This window comes from Rhodococcus sp. IEGM 1354 (genome assembly GCF_030056855.1).
GTDB lineage: Bacteria > Actinomycetota > Actinomycetes > Mycobacteriales > Mycobacteriaceae > Rhodococcoides.
The window spans coordinates 432,305-450,821 of the sequence record NZ_JASHKT010000003.1 but is presented as its reverse complement, the minus strand read 5'-3'; the positions used below and the strand labels follow the sequence as shown (position 1 = coordinate 450,821).

Below are 18,517 nucleotides of genomic sequence, written 5' to 3'. Positions count from 1 at the left end.
TTGTGCATTCCGGCCCAAAAAGAAGCGGAACCTACACTCCCCCACCGAATGCGAGTCCCAATAGATATGTCGCCCCGGCCGCGCCGTATCCGATGGCGAGTTGTCGCAGTGCGCGCTTGACGGGCGGACCGCCGCTGAGCAGTCCGACGATCAGGCCCGTACCGATCAGTGCCAGTCCGACGAGTACCGCGGCAACGGCAAGGGCCACATAGCCTTCGAGGCCGAACAGGTACGGCAACACCGGGATGACGGCACCGGAGGCGAAGAAGCAGAAGCTCGCTGCGGCAGCACCGAGCCCTGTTCCGATGGATTCGTGCTCGTCGATGTCGGTGGCCGGTTCTTCGACGGCGGGCAGGAGTCGGATGACTTCCGCGGCTTTCGCGTCGGCATCCTCGTGGGTCATTCCGCGGGCGCGGTAGACGAGGGCGAGTTCGTTGGCGTCGACGTCGAGGTGTTGGACGGCCTCACTCGCGGCGCTGTCGGGCGACGACGCCTCGAGCAGTTCGCGTTGCGAGCGCACCGAGACGTATTCGCCTGCTCCCATCGACAGCGCGCCGGCGAGTAGGCCGGCGAGTCCGGTGACCAACACGATCTGGTTGGACACTCCGGATCCGCTGATGCCGAGCACCAGGGCGAGGTTGCTGACCAGTCCGTCGTTGGCACCGAACACCGCGGCGCGGAAGGTTCCCGAGAGTCGATTGCGGCCGCGGGCAGCCAAAGCCCGGATGACCTCGGCGTGTATCTGCTCGTCGGCGGTCATCGCGTCGGTGGCATCGGCGTCGGTCGCGTAGGGCGAGCGGGTCTCGGCGCGTTGCGCGAGGGCGAGGACGAACACCGATCCGAAGCGGCGGGCCAGCACACCGAGGATCCGGGTACGAATGTCGCCTTTGAGCGGCATCCCGACGCGATCGCCGAGCAGATTGCGCCAATGCTGTTCGTGGCGACCTTCCGCGTCGGCCAACTCGAGCAGAATTTCGCGTTCCTCGCCGTTGCGCCTACCAGCCAGGTCGCGATAGACGGCGGCCTCGGCCCGCTCGTCGGCGAGGTACTGCCGCCATCGCTTGACGTCCTTCGACGAGGGTTCCGTTCCGTCCATCGAGCAAACGTACCGGGCTCCGCCCTCGTGCGCGTTGTGCGTACCTGGAAGGGCGCACAACGCGCACGAGGGGGCAGTCAGCTCGGGTCGTAGACGCCGGCCTGGACCGCTTTGACCAACCTGCGCGGCACTCTGAACTCACGGCCCTGAAAACGCACCGTCACGAGATCCGGGGCGACGGCCTTCCACTGTGCCCGTCGGCTACGCGTGTTGGAACGCGACATCTTTCTCTTCGGAACAGCCATGTCTCACGCCTCCTTTCGGCTTCGACGGCCGTAGCGCTTCTCGAACTTCTCGACGCGTCCCTGGGTGTCCATGACGCGTGTCGCCCCGGTCCAGAAGGGGTGCGATTCGGACGAGACGTCGACGACGATCAGGGGGTAGGTGTTGCCGTCTTCCCACTCGGTCTCGCGAGCGGACGTGACGGTGGATCGAGTGAGGAACTTGTTCCCGGTGCTCGAGTCCTGGAACACCACCGGATGGTAGTCCGGGTGGATGCCTGGCTTCATTCTGTTGCCTCTCGTGACTGGTCTGCGTAGGGGGATTCGCTGCTCTCGCAGGGGTCTTCGTGCCATTGGCCGAACGGGTCGGTCCACGTGGTCCACTGAGCGGGATCGGTCATCTCGTCGTCGGACACCAACGCCCACTGCAGAGTTCGGTCGATCTCGGTGGGGTCGGCCTGATGAACCAGGATCACCAATGACGTGTCTCGATCGCCGAATTGCTCGTCCCACCGCAGCGCGGCCATCGCTCGCCTGGTGGTGTCGACGCGATCCTGTTCCGCCGGAGTCATTGCCGCAAGCCACTTTCCGGCGCTCGCCACCCGTAGTCCGCCGCCGGCCGATTCGATCCAGAGCGCTTCGTCGGGTTGCGTGGCCACCCACGCCCGTCCGCGGGCGGTGACGACGCCGTCGAGCAACACGTCGATGGCCTCGTGCAGTCGTTCGGGATGGAACGGCCGAGTTGCGGTGAACTCCACGAGTGCGACTCCGCAGTCGACGGACAAGGGCGGCTGGCCGCGCAACAGCGGAGAGTGGGCGTCCGTGATCTCACCGCGCCGGGCATCGAAGGGAACGGACGCGAGAACTGCTGGGCCGTCGACCATCGAGTCCTGAGAAACCCAGACGACGGGTGCGTTCGGTGCCAACCGCGCGAGCACAGCCGCAAGCCTGGCACGCTCCCACGCGTCGACATCGGGACCTGCGGTGACGACGAGAGCGTCGGCGTAGTCGACCTGCCCGACCACCAGCTGCGCGACGGTTCGATCGTCATCCCCACTCGCGACGATGCCTCGGTCGGCCAAGGTGTCGTCGCCGGTGGCGTCGGCCAGCCAGGTTGCGGCGTCGAGGCAGCCGATCACGGCCTCGATACGTACGTCTCGCGAGGCCGGGCCGTCGATCTGCCCCACCACGTCGGCGACGATGACGTTGTCCACCGCCCAGCACAACGCCTCGGGCTCGAGTGCGGGGTCCAGAACGAGCACGATGCGATCGACACTGCTGCGGCTCGACAGTGCACGCAGCAGCGGCAGCAGGTCCTCGCGCAGCGTGCAGGAGACACAGCCGTGCGCCAGTTCCAGGATCGTCTCGCGCGGGTTCTCACTCAGGACGTACAGCGTTCGGCGTACGACGCCCTCGGTGACGCGGCTCAGGTCGTGGCGGACTGCGACAGTTCCCGGCGCGAGCAGCGATGTCACGACAGCGTCCATGGCTCCGGTCCAGCCGGAGACGAGGACCATCGGGGTTCGATCGTCCGGTGATGTGTTCACGAGCGCCTTTCTTCTCGACAACGATTGTCATTCTCTGAGGATGCACGCTACATTCGCTTGAACGCTTTGTCGAAAACGATTGTCATAACGGCAAGAAGGGAGTGCTCATGTCAGCGCACTGCCAGGTCACCGGCCGCACCCCCAGCTTCGGAAAGTCGGTCTCGCACTCCCACGTGCGCACCAGCCGCAGGTGGGATCCCAACATCCAGCGCAAGACCTACTACGCCCCCAGCCTCGGACGCCGCGTCACCCTCACGCTCTCGGCCAAGGGCATCAAGACCATCGACCGCGACGGCATCGATGCCGTGGTAGCCAAGATCCGCGCACGCGGGGAGAAGATCTGATGGGCAAGAGCACCGACGTCCGTCCCATCGTCAAACTCAAGTCGACCGCAGGTACCGGCTACACCTACGTCACCCGCAAGAACCGCCGGAACGATCCCGACCGACTCGTGATGAAGAAATACGACCCGGTTGTCCGCAAGCACGTCGATTTCCGAGAGGAGCGCTGACCGGTGGCCAAGAAATCGAAGATCGCGAAGAACGAGCAACGCAAGGTCGTCGTCGCCCGCTGGGCAACGCGTCGTACGAAGCTCAAAGAGATCATTCGCAAGCCCTCGAGCAGCGATTCCGAGCGCGCACAGGCCCAGGCGGCACTGCAGCGTCTGCCACGCGATTCGAGTCCGGTACGATTGCGCAATCGTGACGCTGCGGATGGACGTCCGCGCGGTTACCTACGGAAATTCGGGCTGTCCCGCGTGAAGATGCGCGAGATGGCTCACCGCGGGGAGCTGCCAGGCGTCCACAAGTCGAGCTGGTAAGGGAAAAGGTAGAGATGGCAGTCAAGAGAGCACCGTCGAAGAAGGTCCGCGCAGAGGCGGGTCGTCGACCGAAGAAGAACCCGTTGAACGCCGCCAAGGTCACCACGGTGGACTACAAGGACATCAACCTTCTTCGTCAGTTCATTTCCGACCGCGGCAAGATCCGCAGCCGTCGGGTCACCGGGCTCACCCCGCAGCAGCAGCGCCAGGTCGCTGTTGCAGTGAAGAACGCTCGTGAAATGGCATTGCTGCCGTTCACCAGCCGCTGAATCAGCTTTCGAGAAAGGCCACGTAGCCCAGGGGCTACGTGGCCTTTCTGTCGTTCCTAGCAAGAAATGAGCAGTTCGACGATGTCCGGCGTTCTCGAAGGCTTCACCGTCATCTTCGTCGTCATCGCATTGGGCTACCTGCTCGCCCACCTGAAAGTCCTCGGCGAACACGGGCAGTTCGTTCTGAGCCGACTCGTGTTCTTCGTGGCGACGCCGTCGCTGCTGTTCGTCACGTTGGCCAAGTCGGACCTGTCGGTCATCCTGTCCCCCGTATTGGCCGTCGCCGGTTCCACTGCGCTGCTCGTCGGGGCCATCTACTTCGTCATCGCGAAGGTCGCGCTGAAACGCGCCGTGCCCGACGCGACCGTCGGCGCACTCGCGAGTTCCTACGTCAATGCCGCGAACCTCGGTATCCCGATCGCCGTGTTCGTTCTGGGCGACGCCAACTTCGTCGCTCCCCTGCTGCTGTTCCAGATCATGATCTACACGCCGATCGCGGTGACCATCCTCGACATCTCCACCAAGATCGACGAGGTCTCCCTGTTCAAGACGGTCACGACGCCGTTCCGAAACCCGATCGTGCTGGCCGGGGCTGCGGGTCTCGTACTGTCGATCACCGGATTCGAGCTCCCCGAGGCGCTCATGCAGCCGTTCCAACTCGTCGGCAACCTGTCCGTTCCGGGTGCACTGCTGGCGTTCGGACTGTCGCTGTACGGCGCGCGAGTGCTGCAGAAGGGCATCAGCCCGCGACGGGACGTGGCCCTGGCGACCCTGTTCAAGATGGCGCTGCAGCCCCTGCTCGGGTATCTGATGGCCCGATTCGTCTTCGGCCTCGACGGACACGACCTGTTCGCCATCGTCGTCGTCTCGGCACTGCCCACCGCGCAGAACGTCTTCGTCTTCGCCAGCCGCTACCAGCGAGGGGTCGTTCTTGCTCGCGACACGGCATTCGTCACCACACTGGTCTCGATTCCGGTCATCGCGCTCGTCACGGTGCTGCTGGCATGAGACGAACGCAAAGGTTCTCCTCAGCTCCCAGCGCTACTTTGGGTTCATGAGGTTTCTCGCTGCAGGTGTCATGCTGTGCCTGCTCTTGGCCGGCTGTAGCACCGCCGCCGGTGACGACGACGAGACGACACCGACAACGAACTCCACCACCCCCATCGGGTTCGTCCAGCAACCGAGCGCGCCGCCCGTCCCCCACGAAGTTCCCGTCGGCGACGTCGGCACGATGTTCGAGTCGACACCGGATCTGATTCGCGCGACGACCACTCCGTTCGAGTCGTGGAGCCAGGTCTCCCCCAACACCATCGCGGTGCACTTCGTCACCGGCACGCCCGAGTGCTACGGAGCCGACGCGACGGTGACCGAGACCGATACGGCCGTCACGATCGAACTGCGTACCGGGACCAGACCGGACGCCGAGGACAAGTCCTGCATCATGGTTGCCGTCTACGCCACCATGCAGATCACGCTGGCGTCGCCGCTGGGTCATCGCGCAATCCTGAATGCGGCCTGACCCGGTCGCCGGTAATGTCCGACCGGTGAGCGATCAACTACCCGACCGAAATCGAAGTACGGTGCGCGCTGCCGATGCCGATCGCAACCTCGTGGCGCAGCTGCTGAGCGACGCGTTCGCCAACGGCCAACTGACCGTCACCGAGTACGACGAGCGGACGGCGGCCGCGTACCGGGCGAAGACCTACGGCGATTTGGATCTGCTGACCGACGATCTGGCCCTCGCCCCACCTCCGCCGACGACGCAGACCGGTGCTCCCCAGACCGATCGGGCCATCGCAATCATGAGCGGATCGGTTCGCAAAGGCGAATGGACCGTCGCCGCACGCATCGACGCGCTCGCCTTCTGGGGTGGAGTGCAACTCGACCTACGCCGAGCGACGTTCTCGGCCCAGGAAACCACGATCAACTGCGTCGCGATCATGGGCGGCATCGAGATCACCGTGCCGCCCGGCATCGGCGTCGAGGTCCGCGGCACCGGAATCATGGGCGGATTCGAGCACGTCAGCGCCACGCACCCCGGTGCGCCCCGAGTGGTCATCACCGGACTCGCCTTCTGGGGCGGAGTCTCGGTGGACATCAAGGCAGCAGAGAAGTGACTACGATCGCCGACGCTTGAGGTAGTCGCTCACCACTGCAGCACCCAATCCGTCCAGATCCGGCGCGATGACCCGGCCGCCGACCCGTTCGGCCATCTTGTCGACCACCCGGGCCAGACCGGGATCGTCACCGAGACGGAAAATCGTCACCTGCGCACCGAGTTTCGCGACGGTATCGAGCTCACGCACCGTCAACCCCAACGTCTTCGACGACGGCGGGTAATCGAAATACGCATGGCCGCCCGGCTCCAGATGAGCCGTCGGTTCACCGTCGGTGACGATCAAGACCACCGGCTGTGCATTGGGATGACGACGCAGATGCCGCACTGCGAGCATCAACGCGTGATGCAGATTGGTGCCCTGATCGTAGGCACCGTCCAGGCCGGCGAGCTCCGACGCCGTCAATGTCTGTGCGTGCCTGCCGAATCCGATGAGTTGTAGGTCGTCCCCGCGAAAACGAGTACTCACCAGGTGATTGAGAGCCAACGCGGTGCGCTTCATCGGCACCCAGCGGCCGTCCATCACCATCGAGAACGACGTGTCGACCAACAACGCCACCGCAGCCTGTGTCCGGGTTTCGGTCTCGCTGATCTCCACATCCGTCACCTGCAGCTTCACTGGAAAGCCCGATCCCTGTGCAGCCGTACGCAAGACGGCGTTGTTGACCGTGCGGGTCACGTCCCACGGTTCGGTGTCGCCAAATTCCCAGGTGCGCGACGCTCCCGTCGGCTCACCCATCGCGCCGGCCTTGCGAGTATCTCGCTCGCCGCCGCGTCGAGACAGCTTTCCCGCGACATCCTTCAGCGCCGACTGCCCCAATTGGCGCATGGCTTTCGGCGACAGACGCCACTGACCGTCGGCACCCTTGTCCATGAAACCCTGCTGCTGCAGCGCCTTTTCGAGCTCGGAGAGCATCCGGGCATCGGCCGCAGCCTCCGGTCCGAGTTGCTTCAGCAACGCGTCGGCGTCGATATCGTCCAACGCTGCCCCGTTGTATTGCTGCGAGAGCTGATTCCCCAGATTCTCGAGATCGGCAATGTCCTGCAGGGCTCCGGTACCGTCGCCCAGACCCATTCCGTTCTCGCCGCGGAAGTTCTGCGAACCGTCCCAATCCTCACCGGGCCGGGCCTGCTGCAGATTCTGATCCAGTTGATCGAGCTGATCCAGCAGGTTCGAATCACCGAAAGCCTGCTGCGCCAAAGCATCCAACTCGGCTCTCTGCTCGGGCGTGAGAGAGTTGCGCAATCGCTGCGCCGCCGCGGCCCGCTGGGCGAGCGAGTCCAACAGCTCGTCGACATTCTTCGGGTTTTCCGGAAAATGCTGACCGTGCTTGCTCATGAACTGGTCGAACTGCTCGTCGGTGTTCTCGCCCTTGTTGTGGGCGTCGAGCAGTTCGTTGAGGTCCTTCAGCATTTCGCTGATGGCCTGACGATCCTGCTCGGTGGCACCTTCGAGAGCCTGCTTCATGCCGGCGAATCTCTGATCGAGCATCTCGCGGCCGAGCAGATCCTTGATCTTCTCGTAGTTCTCGCGCCCCTCCGACGAACGCCAGTCGTAATCCGAGAGCTCCTGCACCGCTTGGGCGGTGGACGGCGACAGATCGCCGATCTGCATCTCCTGGAACCGCGCATCGTCGTCGAGGGCACGAGCCAACGCCTTGCGCTCCTCGAGCACTGCCTTGTCCAGCAGCTCACGCACTTCCTGCAGCGTTCCGTCGAGGTTGTTCTGCTTCAGCAGATCTCGGCGACGCTTGGCAGCCTGGGCCGCGAGGTCGTCGAGTCCACGCATGTTCTTCGTTCCGCGCCGCAGCATCTCCTGCAGCGCCCGGCGAGGCGACGCCCCCTCGAGGACGTCCTCGCCGATCGCATCCAACGCCTCCCGCAGATCGACGGGAGGAGCCAGCGGATCCGGGCCGTCGTGATAGCGCCCGTACCTGGAACGACGCATCAGCTGTACACCGTCTGACCGTCGTCGTCGGGATCCTTCGAGATTCGCCGCGCGAGGTAGAGACCTTCGAGGGCAAGTTCGACGGCGGCTGCCTTCTCACCGTCCGAGGTCGCCTTCAACCGCTCGGTGATGTCGCCGATCACGGCCACGTCGGGCAGCTCGTCGAGCAGAGCCTTTGCGGTGATGCGATCGCCGGTGACGATAGGGTCACCGCTCTCGACGGCCGTCACCAACGCCGCGAGGTTCAGTCCACCCAGGTGCGCACGCACGGTGTCCGCCGTCGCGCGTCGAAGCATGTGTTCGAGGACCTCGATTTCGCGGCCTTCTTCGCCGGACTCGAACTCGACCTTGCCGCGCAGCACCTCGATGATCGTGCCCAGGTCCACCGGCCGCGCTACCGCGTCCGCTTCGCCGAGTATCGCGGCGCGGTGAACCGCTGCGGCAGCGATCGTTTCGGCAGCGGCGATCGCGAATCGTGCCGAGACGCCGGAGCGCTGGTCGACCGACGGCGATTCGCGCAGCAGTCGAGTGAATCGAGCGAGCACCTCGAGCAGGTATGCCGGGACCTCGGCCTGCAAGTCCGCTTCCTGCTCGATGACGGCTACCTCGTCGTCGAGCTCGAGCGGGTAGTGCGTTCTGATCTCGGCACCGAAGCGGTCCTTGAGCGGAGTGATGATGCGTCCACGATTGGTGTAGTCCTCGGGGTTGGCGCTGGCCACCAACATGACGTCGAGTGGAAGGCGCAGGGTGTAGCCGCGAACCTGAATGTCGCGCTCCTCCATGACGTTGAGCAGCGACACCTGAATGCGCTCAGCAAGGTCGGGAAGCTCGTTGATAGCCACGATGCCGCGATGACTGCGCGGAACCAGACCGAAGTGAATGGTCTCCGGGTCGCCCAAGCTGCGGCCCTCGGCGACCTTGACCGGATCGACATCGCCGACGAGGTCGGCGACCGAAGTATCCGGGGTGGCGAGCTTTTCGGCGTACCGCTCGCTGCGGTGCCGCCACTCGATCGGCAGGTCGTCCCCGAGTTCCTTCGCTCTACGAATACTCGCGGGGGTGATGGGCTCGTACGGATGCTCGCCCAGTTCGGCACCGGCGATCACCGGCACCCACTCGTCGAGCAGCAGGTTGAGGGTACGCAGCAGACGCGTCTTGCCCTGCCCACGCTCTCCCAGTAAAACGACGTCGTGACCGGCCAGAATCGCGCGCTCGAATTGCGGCAGCACCGTCGACCCGAAGCCGACGATCCCCGGCCACGGATCTTGGTCGTCACGCAACGCCGTCAGAAGATTTTCGCGGAGCTCTTCCTTGATCGACCGCTGCCGATGTCCGGATGCCTTGAGTTCGCCGAGAGTGGAGATGCCAGGTTTGGTGGAGGTCACTTCTCCACGCTACGAGCGTTTGACGATTGCTGCCATCTAGTCTTCCGCCGAACTCGAAGTTATGGACGAAATCCGGGCGCATTTCGTCCCTAACTTCGAGTTCGGCAAGGTATGCACACCTTCGGCTGACGATCGATCACAGCTGGGTAACTGTGCACAACAATTTTGTTCATCCACAGCCGGCACCTACTCCGCTTTCCGCCCGAATTCGATGCCACAGTGCGTGCATGGACAGCGCACCGTTCGTCGGATCCGAGGCACTGGCGAACGGTCTGGTGACCCGCCAGCAGCTTCGAGGCCACTTTCGACGGATCTATCGCGATGTCTACATCGACCCGGACAGCGAGCTGGACGCACCGACCCGAGCGCGGGCAGCCTGGCTGTACTCGCATGGGAACGCCGTCGTGTCCGGCCTGAGTGCTGCCGCACTCCACGGGTCGAAATGGATCTCCGGCGACGACGACGCCGAACTCCTGTGGGCAGAGCATCGTAAGAAGTTCGACGGCCTTCGCATCGGTTTCGATGAGCTGGCGCCGAACGAGACCGAGACCGTCGACGGTGTGGTCATCACAACAGCGGCGCGCACTGCCTATGACCTCGGCCGTCGCAGACCCTTCGGTACTGCTGTAGCAAGGCTCGACGCACTGTGCCGTGCCACCGGGGTGGGCACCCATGAGATCGGCAGACTCGCTGAGGATCATCGAGGAGCCCGCGGCATCGTTCAGCTGCGCGAGGTGCTCGGCGTTGTGGATCCCGGTGCTGAGTCTCCTCAGGAAACACGCACCAGATTGGCCTTGCTTGCCGCGGGTCTACCGCGACCGCAGACTCAGATAGAAGTGATCGGCCCCGACGGAAAAGTGTTCGCGCGCATCGATATCGGCTGGGCACAGTGGAAAGTTGCGGTCGAGTACGACGGTGAACAGCATTGGGCCGACGAGAAACAACGCGCCTGGGACATCGAGCGCCAGTTCCTTCTCGAGGCACTCGGATGGGTTGTGATCCGAGTCAGCGCCAGGCAGCTTCGCACCGACCCGTGGGGCGTTGCGGCCCGGGTTCGGGACACACTACGTGCTGCCGGTGCGAAGGTATAGCCGAACTCGAAGTTATGGACGGATTTCTACACAAATCCATCCATAACTTCGAGTTCGGCAGCAACAGCTAGTGCGCGAAGTGCCGCGAACCTGTCAGATACAGTGTCACACCCGCGTCCTGTGCAGCTGCGATCACTTCGTTGTCGCGAACCGAACCACCAGGCTGCACAACGGCTTTGACGCCCGCGGTCATGAGGACCTGCAAGCCGTCGGGGAACGGGAAGAAGGCATCGGAGGACGCGACCGAACCGACGACACGATCTCCGGCTCGCTGGACTGCGAGGTGGGCGGCATCGACGCGGTTGACCTGGCCCATTCCGACGCCGACCGACGCGCCGTCGTGGGCGAGCAGAATTGCGTTGGACTTGACGGCTCGTCCTGCGCGCCAGGCGAATTCGAGATCCTTCAGGGTCTGCTCGTCGGCGGGTTCGCCGGCGGCGAGGGTCCAGTTGGCCGGATCGTCGCCGTCGGCGTCGATGACGTCTCGCTGCTGCAGTAGCGCTCCGCCGGAGATCGGCTTGAGTTCGACGCCCGCCGTGGGCGGTGCCTCTGCGAGCAGAACTCGAATGTTCTTCTTGCGCTGCAGCACTCCCAGTGCGCCGTCGGCGTAGGAGGGCGCGATGATGACCTCGGTGAAGATCTCGGCCACCTGCTCGGCCATCTCGACGGTGACCTCACGGTTGGCTGCGATGACGCCGCCGTAAGCACTCACGGGATCGCACGCATGCGCCTTGCGGTGCGCCTCGGCGATGTCGGTGCCGACGGCGATGCCGCACGGGTTGGCGTGCTTGATGATCGCGACGGTGGGCTCCGAGTGATCGAATGCCGCCCGCCAGGCCGCATCCGAATCGGTGAAGTTGTTGTACGACATCTCTTTTCCGTGCAGCTGCTCGGCCTGAGCGATACCGGCAGCAGCGGAGGAGTCGACGTACAGGGCAGCCTCCTGGTGCGGGTTCTCGCCGTACCGAAGTACTGCGGAGCGGTCCCAGGTGCCGCCGATCCACTCGGGGAACACCGTCTCGGTGTCGGGGGTCAGAACGCTCGACATCCACGACGCCACTGCGACGTCGTAGGCCGCGGTGTGCTGAAACGCTTGCGCGGCAAGAGATGTGCGCTCGGCGAGCGTGAATCCGCCGCCGGAGACAGCGGTGAGTACATCGTCGTACCGACTCGGGTCCACGACAACCGCAACCGACGGGTGGTTCTTCGCGGCGGCGCGCACCATCGACGGTCCGCCGATGTCGATCTGCTCGACGCATTCGTCGGGTGTGGCACCACTGGCGACGGTCTCGGTGAACGGGTACAGGTTGACCACGACGAGCTCGAACGCCTCGATGCCCAGCTCGTCCAGCTGAGCCAGGTGCTCGGGCTTGCGGGTGTCGGCGAGGACCCCGGCATGAACGCGAGGATGCAGCGTCTTGACGCGGCCCTCGAGGGTCTCGGGGAATCCGGTGAGGTCCTCGACCTTGGTGACCGGGATTCCGGCGTCGGCGATCTTGCTCGCCGTCGATCCGGTGGACACCAGAGCGACGCCCGCGGCGTGCAAACCGGTCGCCAGTTCGATCAGTCCGGTCTTGTCGTAGACACTGACCAGTGCGCGGCGCACCGCTTTACGTTCACTCATCGGATTATCTGAGCCTTTCGTCCATCGGAGGTGACACCTTTGGCTGCGACCGCTGCGATCACGTCGACCAGCAACCGTCGTTCCACAGTCTTGATGCGTTCGTGCAATGCGGCTTCGTCGTCGCCGTCGAGTACGGGCACCGCTTCCTGAGCCAGGATCGGCCCGGTGTCGACACCGGAATCGACCAGATGCACCGTCGAACCGGTCAGTTTGACGCCGTGGTCCAGCGCGTCTCGAACGGCGTGCGCACCGGGGAACGACGGCAGCAGCGCGGGGTGCGTGTTGACGATTCGGCCGGCGAACGCGTCGAGAAATCGAGGACCCAAGATCTTCATGAACCCTGCCGTGACGATCAGATCAGGCTCGAACCCCAGTGCTGCATCGGTGAGCGCCGCATCCCAGGCCGACCGATCGGCGAAGTCTCGCAAGCAGATACGAAAATGTGGGATCGCGACGTCGTCGGCATGACGAGCGGCAGCGCACTCTCGATCGACTCCGACGGCCACGATGCGCGCCGGGTAGTCCTCGACGGTTGTCGCCGCGACGAGCGACTGCAGGAGCGAGCCGGTCCCCGACGCGAGGACGACGACCCGCGCGGGTGTCTCACGCAAGGCAGTCAGCGCACTACTCCTGAGGTATCGAGGGGATCGTTCGAGCCAGCGGAAAGCCTAGTCGCTCCGACCCACGCCCCTACCGGGCAGGTCCGTCCTCCGCAGTGCTCGACGCGTCGTCCTGGGTCGGGGGTGGAGCGACGATCTCGGCCTCGAGCGGTTCGTCGGATTCGGTGCCTGCCGCGATCGGATCGTCCGCTGCCACCGGCTCGACCGGCTTCTCGTCCACGACCTCGGCCTCGACGACGGTGTCCGTGACAACCTCGTCCGGCTCCGATGCAGGCGCTTCGATGGCCAGTTCTGCTGCGGGCACGGTCGCCGGCACGGACTGCTCGGTGCCGGATCGGTCGTGGGGTTCGTGGTCGGGTTCCGGGTCTGCTCGACGCCACACGACGAGAGCGGCCGCGGCGGATCCGACGACGCCGAGCCAGGCGAAGGTCAATAGTGCGAAGCTCCACACGGTTACTTCGACTGTTCCGAACGTGCCGAGATTTCCGCCTGCGGCGTAGCCGAACACCGCGGCGAGTGCTCCGATGACGGCGGCGACCGCCCACACCGAGGAGACCGCGACCTGGACGTCCACGCTTCGGATCGCGCAGTCGCGCCCCAGGACCAGTCCGGCGGCGATGGGAACGACGAGCATGACTATCCAGATCGTCTGCGCGGAGCCTTCGGGGAGGACGGCGAGGATCGGGAGCGGCGGAAGCGGTCCGCCGGTCGTCGAGAACAGGCTGACCGATGCGTCTCCGAAACTCGCCGAGGACCCCGTCGCGACGGCGAGGGCACCGAGGACAATGTTCGGCAGGTACAGCACCGACAGCACGGTCAGTCCCAGCATGCCGACGAGGGTGCGTCCGTTGTCGAGCAGTGAACCGGCGGTGTTCCAGGAGACGAGCAGAGCCAACAGCACGATGGCGGCGCCGCCTGCCGTCAGCACCGAAACGGACCGCACGAGCGGCGCGACGAGTGCGCGTACCCAATCTGGAAGGTGTCGATCGATCACCAGGGCATCCCAGCGAGCGAGGATCAGGCCGGTGCCCGACGCCGCTGCGTGTACTCCGGCCACCCAAGAGAAGGCGACGAGTGCGTTGGGGCTCGACAGTCCGATGACGGTCGACGCGTCCTTGGCGACGGCGAGGGCGATGGCCGTGAAGGCGAGGGGGCCTGCAATCGACGCGGCGAAAACCCACCTGACCATGCGACGGTCGGTGGTCTCGTCCACCGCGTGGTGGACCGTGCGTGCGACGGACCAGGCGACGATGAGAGTGGGAAGCATCGGGGCGACGCCCATCGACGTGCCACCGATGCTCAGTGGCACCAGGTGCACCGCGAACCAGGAACCGGCGATGGCACCGAGGGTTCCGGTGAGGTCACTGTTGACCGAGACGAGGGTGATCAGGACCAGGGTCGTGGCGATGACCACCACCAACCCGGAGGTCTTGAAGGCCACTGCAGCGAGCATCCGTGACTGATCGGGCGTCGGCCCGGTGCCGACACGGGAACTGCGTGCGGCCGCGCGTCGAGTATCTCGGTTCAATAGATCGCTCATCACTACGAGATTCGCATCAACTTCGCGGCACGCCGGGCAGGCGCGCCGCGAAGTCGAGTGTGACGTGCGAAATCAGTCGCGCTTGTTGTCGTCGTCCGCGGGAGTGGCACCGAACGACTGAGTCGGCGCGCCGTACGGCGTCGACTGTGCGCCCGATTCGGACTCCTCAGGTGTGCTCGACGGCTGACCGTAGCCGGACAGCTGGCCGCCGTACTGGTACTGGTTCGGCGGGTACGCCTGGCCGGCGGGCGGACCGCTCGGACCGGTGTACGGCGGCGGCGAGTATCCGCCCTGCGGTGCGGTGTTGGGCGCAGGCTGATTGCCGTACGGCGACTGTGCGCCGGAACCGTAGGAATGCTGGCCGGACGTCTGTCCACTCGGTGCCTGCCCGAAATTCGACGGGCCTGCTGTGTTCGACGGGGCCTGACCGTAGGCCGGCGGGTTGCTGTAGTTCTGGGGTCCGGACGGTCCACCGAACGACGTCGTCGGCGCGTTGTACGGACTCTGCTGCCCGTAGCCGGACTGCTGGTTCTGGTTGCCGAAGCCGGACTGCTTGGGTGCCGGGGCCTTGACGATGCCCGCGTCGAGCAGCAGCGCAACCACAGCGGCCGCTGCCTGCACGAAGCCCAGCACGAGCACCAGGATCGCGCCGATCCCCAGCGAACTGGTGGTGCTGGCGAACTCGTTGCCCTCGGCACTGGGCAGGCTGAACGATTGGAAGACGAGCACCAGGAATCCGGCGATGGCCAGAGCTGCGACCACGGCCTGGTTTCGGGCGTCCTTCTGCAGCAGCGATGCACCTGCGATCAGACCCGCGGCAAGCAGAAACGCGATGGAGGCCGCACTCCCACCGGACTCGAAGAAGTTCGTGCTGAACGAGGTCTGGATGCCGCTGGGCAATTGCTCGGACGACGACACCTCCGCCGTGACGAAATCGAGCAGGCCGAGCAAGAAGTTGACGACACCGAGACCCAGCACCACGAAGGTCAGAATCCTCGGCAGACTTGCCAGCCCGGCACCGGACGGCTTCGTCGAGCGCCCGGACGTGCCCGGTGCGGGCCCACTCGGTGCCGAAGTACCCGGCACGGGCGGGCCGAACGGGTTGGAGACGGACGGCTGATGGAACGGCTGGTTCTGACCCGACTGGGGGTAGGCACCCGACGACGGCTGATTCGGCTGATTGGGCGTCGACTGATTCGGCGTGGACGAGGGACCGTAGGACGGTCCGCCACCGCCGTAGCCACCAGAGTTGGAGCCCCCGTTGTCAGGGCTGCCGGGCGAGTAGGTCATCGCGTCTCCTCATCCTGATAGTGCCGTACCCAGGTCGGTCGGGTCCGAGATCTCACGCTACTGCACGGACCCGACCGCTCGAGGAACTCCAGGTCAGTGGGACGAGACCAGCTCGTGGTCGTTCGATTCGGCCGCTTCGAGTTCCCGAACCAGCGGCAGTACCTTCGCCCCGAAGTATTCGATCTCCTCCTGGAAGTGCAGGAAGCCACCGAGAACGAGGTCGACGCCCAGGCGTCGGTAGGCGACGATGCGTTCGGCGACCTGCTCCGGGGTGCCGATCAACTGCGTCTTGAACCCGTCGTTGTACTGAACGAGGTCCTCGAACGTCGAGTCGGCCCACATTCCCTTCTTGTCGGCCGTCGAGTTGCCCGCCTGTTGCACCGCACCCCTGAAACCCTCGACGGCAGGCTTGTTGGCCTTGTCGATGATCTCTCGCAACGCATCTCGCGCTTCCTTCTCGGTGTCTCGCGCGATGATGAAGCCGTTGAGCCCGAACTTGACCTCACGTCGGTGATCGCGCGCGATCCGACGCAGGTTGTCGAGCTGCTCGGTGACGCCGTCGAAATCCTTGCCGTTGCTGAAGTACCAATCGGAGTACCGGCCGGCATTCTCCTGCGCAGCGGAGGAGTTACCACCTTGGAACAGTTCAGGATTGGGGCGTTCCGGCGTGTTGAGCGGCTTCGGTTTGAGCGTGAAATCGTGGATCCGATAGAAGTCGCCCCGGAAATCCACGTCGTCCTCGGTCCAGATCTTGCGCAGTACCTGCAGGAATTCGGCGCTGCGCCGGTATCTTTCGTCGTGCTCGAGCCACGGCTCACCGAGATGGGTGAACTCGTCCTTGAACCAACCACTGACGACGTTGACCGCAAAACGGCCGTTCGAGAGGTGGTCCGCGGTTGCTCCCAGCTTGGCCAATACAGCAGGCTGCCAGAGCCCGGGATGCACGGCGGCAATGACTTTCAGACGTTCGGTGGCCAACAGCAACGCGAGCGAGAAGCTCGTCGACTCATGCTGGAACTCGGCCCCGTAGCTCGCCTCGTAACGGACCTGACTGAGGGCATACTCGAAGCCGTTGTTCTCGGCGGTCTGCGCCAGCTTCTTGTTGTACTCGTAGTCCCAACTGGTCCGTTGCTCGATGGTGCTGGTGACCAGTCCACCCGAGACGTTGGGAACCCAGTACGCGAACTTGATTGCGTCGGCGATCTTTTCGGTGCTCATGTGTGCGTCATCCTTCATCGGATGAATGCGCCATCCACGCACTCAGATGGCGTGAATGGCACATTCATCCGGAAATCGGGGGTCGGATCGGGGCCGGAAATGTGGGAACTACGAGTACCAGGTGGGCTCGGGCAGCTCACCGGTGAGCACCCAGCGGCCGACTTCGCGTCGCTTGTAGGCAACCGGATCGTGCAGGGTGTGGGTACGGACGTTGCGCCAGAAGCGATCGAACCCGTACTTGCTGGCCGTGGCGCGGGCGCCGAGGGCCTCGAACACCGTCGACGTGATCTCGAGCGAGACATCGGTGGCGCGAGCCTTGACTGCCGCCACCCGCACCTCGTGGTCACCGCGCTCCTCGGCGGTGACGTTCCACGCGTTGTCGTGAATCTTCTTCCCTTCCAACGCCACTGCATCGGCCAGGGCTTCGACGGCCCACAGTTTGGCGGTCAGATCGCCGTAGATGTCGATGATGTACGGCTCGTCGACAGCCTTGTCCACGGTGCTGTGCAGCCACGCGCGAGTCTTGTCCTTGGTGTACGACGCGGCTTCCTCGAGAGCACCCCTCGCGATTCCGAGGTAGAAGTTGACGAACACCAACTGGATGGTCGGAACATTGAGGGTGTTGTAGACGCGTGGCTGAAACACCTTGTCCACGAACCCCGCTGCACTCGCCCAGTCGACGCGAACCTTGTCGATCGTGACACTGCCACTTTCGGTCTGACGCTGGCCGATGTTGTCCCAATCGTCATGGAAGGACAGACCCTCGATGTTCGACGGCACGATTGCGAACACGTGATCGGTACTGCCCTCGAGCGCACCCTCGAGCACGGTCACGTCCGACACACGGCTGCCGGTGGAGAACGTCTTGGAACCGTCGAACACGATGGTCTCGCCCTCGTCGGTGACCGACACGTCGTTGTCCCGCGGATTGACGGCACCGCCGAAGAACCACTTGTTCTTCGTGGCGTCGGCTTCGACGGCCTCGATCTGCTCCGGTGTGCCGACCAGGCGCGCGGCCCAGAACCACAGTAGGTGGTAGCCCAGCAGCTGACCGATCGAGCCGTCGGCCTTGGAGACGGTACGGATCACCTGATAGGCCGTCGGCCAATCCTGACCCCCGCCACCGTGTTCGACGGGACCGAGCAGCGTGACGAGCCCGGCGTCCTTGAGCAACTGAACCTCTGCGGACGGAAGCTCGCGACCCTTGTCGCGAGCGACTGCGTCCACAGCGAGAAGCTGAGCCACCTCACCTGCGCGGGAAATCCATCCGGCAGCCGTGGTGGGAGCGTCGGGCCAGTTCTTGGTGAGTGCACGGTTTTCGGTAGTTGTCATGACGCACAGTGAAGTCTTGCGCCGAACCAATGACCACAGTTCGATTCAGCGTGATTCGAAGATGCTTGGGTCGGCGGGCTGCAGTCCCGAACGCGTCGGCCCGGGAAACTGCAGTCCCGACCGCAGGCGAATCGCTCAGCCGGCAGTCGCCGCAAGCACCGGGGTCTGCACGACCGCCAGGTTGGTTCCATCCGACACCAGGGACGTGTCGACGACCATGACAGGGGCACTGGTGAAGACCGGCAGCGCCGATTCGGCCGATACGCCCTCGTTCCAGTGATCGTTGATTCCGCGGGCAACGTCTCGGCCGGTGATGGTGATCGGGTTCATCGACTTCTCCTTCGTTCGTTGGTAATCCGACGGAATCGACGGTGCCGCACAAACCCGGCATTCGGCCAGT

21 protein-coding genes are annotated in these 18,517 nt (G+C 64.6%); 8 read left to right on the top strand and 13 right to left on the bottom strand.

Going from position 1 to position 18,517, the window contains the following annotated elements:
* Nucleotides 1–31: 31 nt before the first annotated feature.
* From QM588_RS09310 to mrf, 4 genes are all read right to left on the bottom strand, one after another.
* A complete protein-coding gene (locus tag QM588_RS09310; protein ID WP_283312748.1) occupies nucleotides 32–1,096 on the bottom strand; it encodes a VIT1/CCC1 transporter family protein in 1,065 nt (354 codons plus the stop codon).
* Nucleotides 1,097–1,173: 77 nt separating this feature from the next.
* Nucleotides 1,174–1,341 carry a 50S ribosomal protein L32 gene (gene rpmF, locus QM588_RS09305; RefSeq protein WP_027496033.1) on the bottom strand — a complete coding sequence of 56 codons (168 nt, stop codon included), beginning with the start codon at nucleotides 1,339–1,341 and terminating at the stop codon, nucleotides 1,174–1,176.
* Between the two features lie 3 nt (nucleotides 1,342–1,344).
* Nucleotides 1,345–1,605: a type B 50S ribosomal protein L31 gene (locus tag QM588_RS09300; protein ID WP_032365913.1), complete on the bottom strand. Its 261-nt coding sequence runs from the start codon at nucleotides 1,603–1,605 to the stop codon at nucleotides 1,345–1,347.
* Entirely contained in the window at nucleotides 1,602–2,834 is a 1,233-nt protein-coding gene (gene mrf / locus QM588_RS09295) for a ribosome hibernation factor-recruiting GTPase MRF (RefSeq protein ID WP_283312884.1), read from the bottom strand. The genes QM588_RS09300 and mrf overlap by 4 nt, the downstream gene beginning before the upstream one ends.
* Before the next feature lie 137 nt (nucleotides 2,835–2,971).
* Between mrf and rpmB the strand changes: the two genes are divergently transcribed.
* The 7 genes from rpmB (at nucleotide 2,972) to QM588_RS09260 (ending at nucleotide 6,070) form a co-directional block, all read left to right on the top strand.
* Nucleotides 2,972–3,208: a 50S ribosomal protein L28 gene (gene rpmB / locus QM588_RS09290; protein ID WP_032365915.1), complete on the top strand. Its 237-nt coding sequence runs from the start codon at nucleotides 2,972–2,974 to the stop codon at nucleotides 3,206–3,208.
* Complete coding sequence (gene rpmG / locus QM588_RS09285; protein WP_170944568.1) at nucleotides 3,205–3,375, top strand: 50S ribosomal protein L33; 171 nt, start codon at nucleotides 3,205–3,207, stop codon at nucleotides 3,373–3,375. Before rpmB ends, rpmG begins: the two co-directional genes overlap by 4 nt.
* Before the next feature lie 3 nt (nucleotides 3,376–3,378).
* Entirely contained in the window at nucleotides 3,379–3,684 is a 306-nt protein-coding gene (gene rpsN / locus QM588_RS09280; RefSeq protein ID WP_283312746.1) for a 30S ribosomal protein S14, read from the top strand.
* Between the two features lie 14 nt (nucleotides 3,685–3,698).
* Nucleotides 3,699–3,953, top strand: a complete 255-nt coding sequence (gene rpsR / locus QM588_RS09275; protein ID WP_008719028.1) for a 30S ribosomal protein S18 — start codon at nucleotides 3,699–3,701, stop codon at nucleotides 3,951–3,953.
* A gap of 81 nt (nucleotides 3,954–4,034) precedes the next feature.
* Complete coding sequence (locus tag QM588_RS09270) at nucleotides 4,035–4,961, top strand: AEC family transporter (RefSeq protein WP_283312882.1); 927 nt, start codon at nucleotides 4,035–4,037, stop codon at nucleotides 4,959–4,961.
* 46 nt (nucleotides 4,962–5,007) lie between these two features.
* Nucleotides 5,008–5,472 (top strand): hypothetical protein, encoded by a 465-nt coding sequence (locus tag QM588_RS09265; protein WP_027496026.1) that lies wholly within the window; start codon nucleotides 5,008–5,010, stop codon nucleotides 5,470–5,472.
* Nucleotides 5,473–5,497: 25 nt separating this feature from the next.
* Nucleotides 5,498–6,070 (top strand): DUF1707 SHOCT-like domain-containing protein, encoded by a 573-nt coding sequence (locus tag QM588_RS09260; RefSeq protein ID WP_283312744.1) that lies wholly within the window; start codon nucleotides 5,498–5,500, stop codon nucleotides 6,068–6,070.
* On the opposite strand, the gene QM588_RS09255 is transcribed toward QM588_RS09260, so the two are convergent.
* A complete protein-coding gene (locus tag QM588_RS09255; protein ID WP_283312743.1) occupies nucleotides 6,071–8,017 on the bottom strand; it encodes a vWA domain-containing protein in 1,947 nt (648 codons plus the stop codon).
* The gene (locus QM588_RS09250) at nucleotides 8,017–9,402 is read right to left on the bottom strand and encodes a sigma 54-interacting transcriptional regulator (RefSeq protein WP_283312741.1); all 1,386 of its coding nucleotides are present in this window, start codon (nucleotides 9,400–9,402) and stop codon (nucleotides 8,017–8,019) included. The genes QM588_RS09255 and QM588_RS09250 overlap by 1 nt, the downstream gene beginning before the upstream one ends.
* 227 nt (nucleotides 9,403–9,629) lie before the next feature.
* Here QM588_RS09250 and QM588_RS09245 point away from each other — a divergent pair, with 227 nt between their 5' ends.
* Nucleotides 9,630–10,493 (top strand): DUF559 domain-containing protein, encoded by an 864-nt coding sequence (locus tag QM588_RS09245; RefSeq protein ID WP_283312740.1) that lies wholly within the window; start codon nucleotides 9,630–9,632, stop codon nucleotides 10,491–10,493.
* 67 nt (nucleotides 10,494–10,560) lie between these two features.
* On the opposite strand, the gene purH is transcribed toward QM588_RS09245, so the two are convergent.
* From purH to QM588_RS09210, 7 genes are all read right to left on the bottom strand, one after another.
* Nucleotides 10,561–12,117, bottom strand: coding sequence for a bifunctional phosphoribosylaminoimidazolecarboxamide formyltransferase/IMP cyclohydrolase (purH, locus tag QM588_RS09240; RefSeq protein ID WP_283312739.1), 1,557 nt, complete (start codon nucleotides 12,115–12,117; stop codon nucleotides 10,561–10,563).
* Entirely contained in the window at nucleotides 12,114–12,728 is a 615-nt protein-coding gene (gene purN / locus QM588_RS09235) for a phosphoribosylglycinamide formyltransferase (protein WP_283312738.1), read from the bottom strand. The genes purH and purN overlap by 4 nt, the downstream gene beginning before the upstream one ends.
* Nucleotides 12,729–12,807: 79 nt before the next feature.
* A complete protein-coding gene (locus tag QM588_RS09230) occupies nucleotides 12,808–14,277 on the bottom strand; it encodes a cell division protein PerM (RefSeq protein WP_283312737.1) in 1,470 nt (489 codons plus the stop codon).
* Nucleotides 14,278–14,349: 72 nt separating this feature from the next.
* On the bottom strand, nucleotides 14,350–15,567 hold the full coding sequence (locus QM588_RS09225) for a DUF5336 domain-containing protein (protein ID WP_283312736.1): 1,218 nt from the start codon (nucleotides 15,565–15,567) through the stop codon (nucleotides 14,350–14,352).
* A gap of 93 nt (nucleotides 15,568–15,660) precedes the next feature.
* Complete coding sequence (gene sfnG, locus QM588_RS09220; protein ID WP_283312735.1) at nucleotides 15,661–16,785, bottom strand: dimethylsulfone monooxygenase SfnG; 1,125 nt, start codon at nucleotides 16,783–16,785, stop codon at nucleotides 15,661–15,663.
* A 108-nt stretch (nucleotides 16,786–16,893) separates the two neighbouring features.
* Entirely contained in the window at nucleotides 16,894–18,117 is a 1,224-nt protein-coding gene (locus tag QM588_RS09215) for an acyl-CoA dehydrogenase family protein (protein WP_283312734.1), read from the bottom strand.
* Nucleotides 18,118–18,252: 135 nt separating this feature from the next.
* The gene (locus QM588_RS09210; RefSeq protein WP_283312732.1) at nucleotides 18,253–18,447 is read right to left on the bottom strand and encodes a hypothetical protein; all 195 of its coding nucleotides are present in this window, start codon (nucleotides 18,445–18,447) and stop codon (nucleotides 18,253–18,255) included.
* Nucleotides 18,448–18,517: the final 70 nt, after the last annotated feature.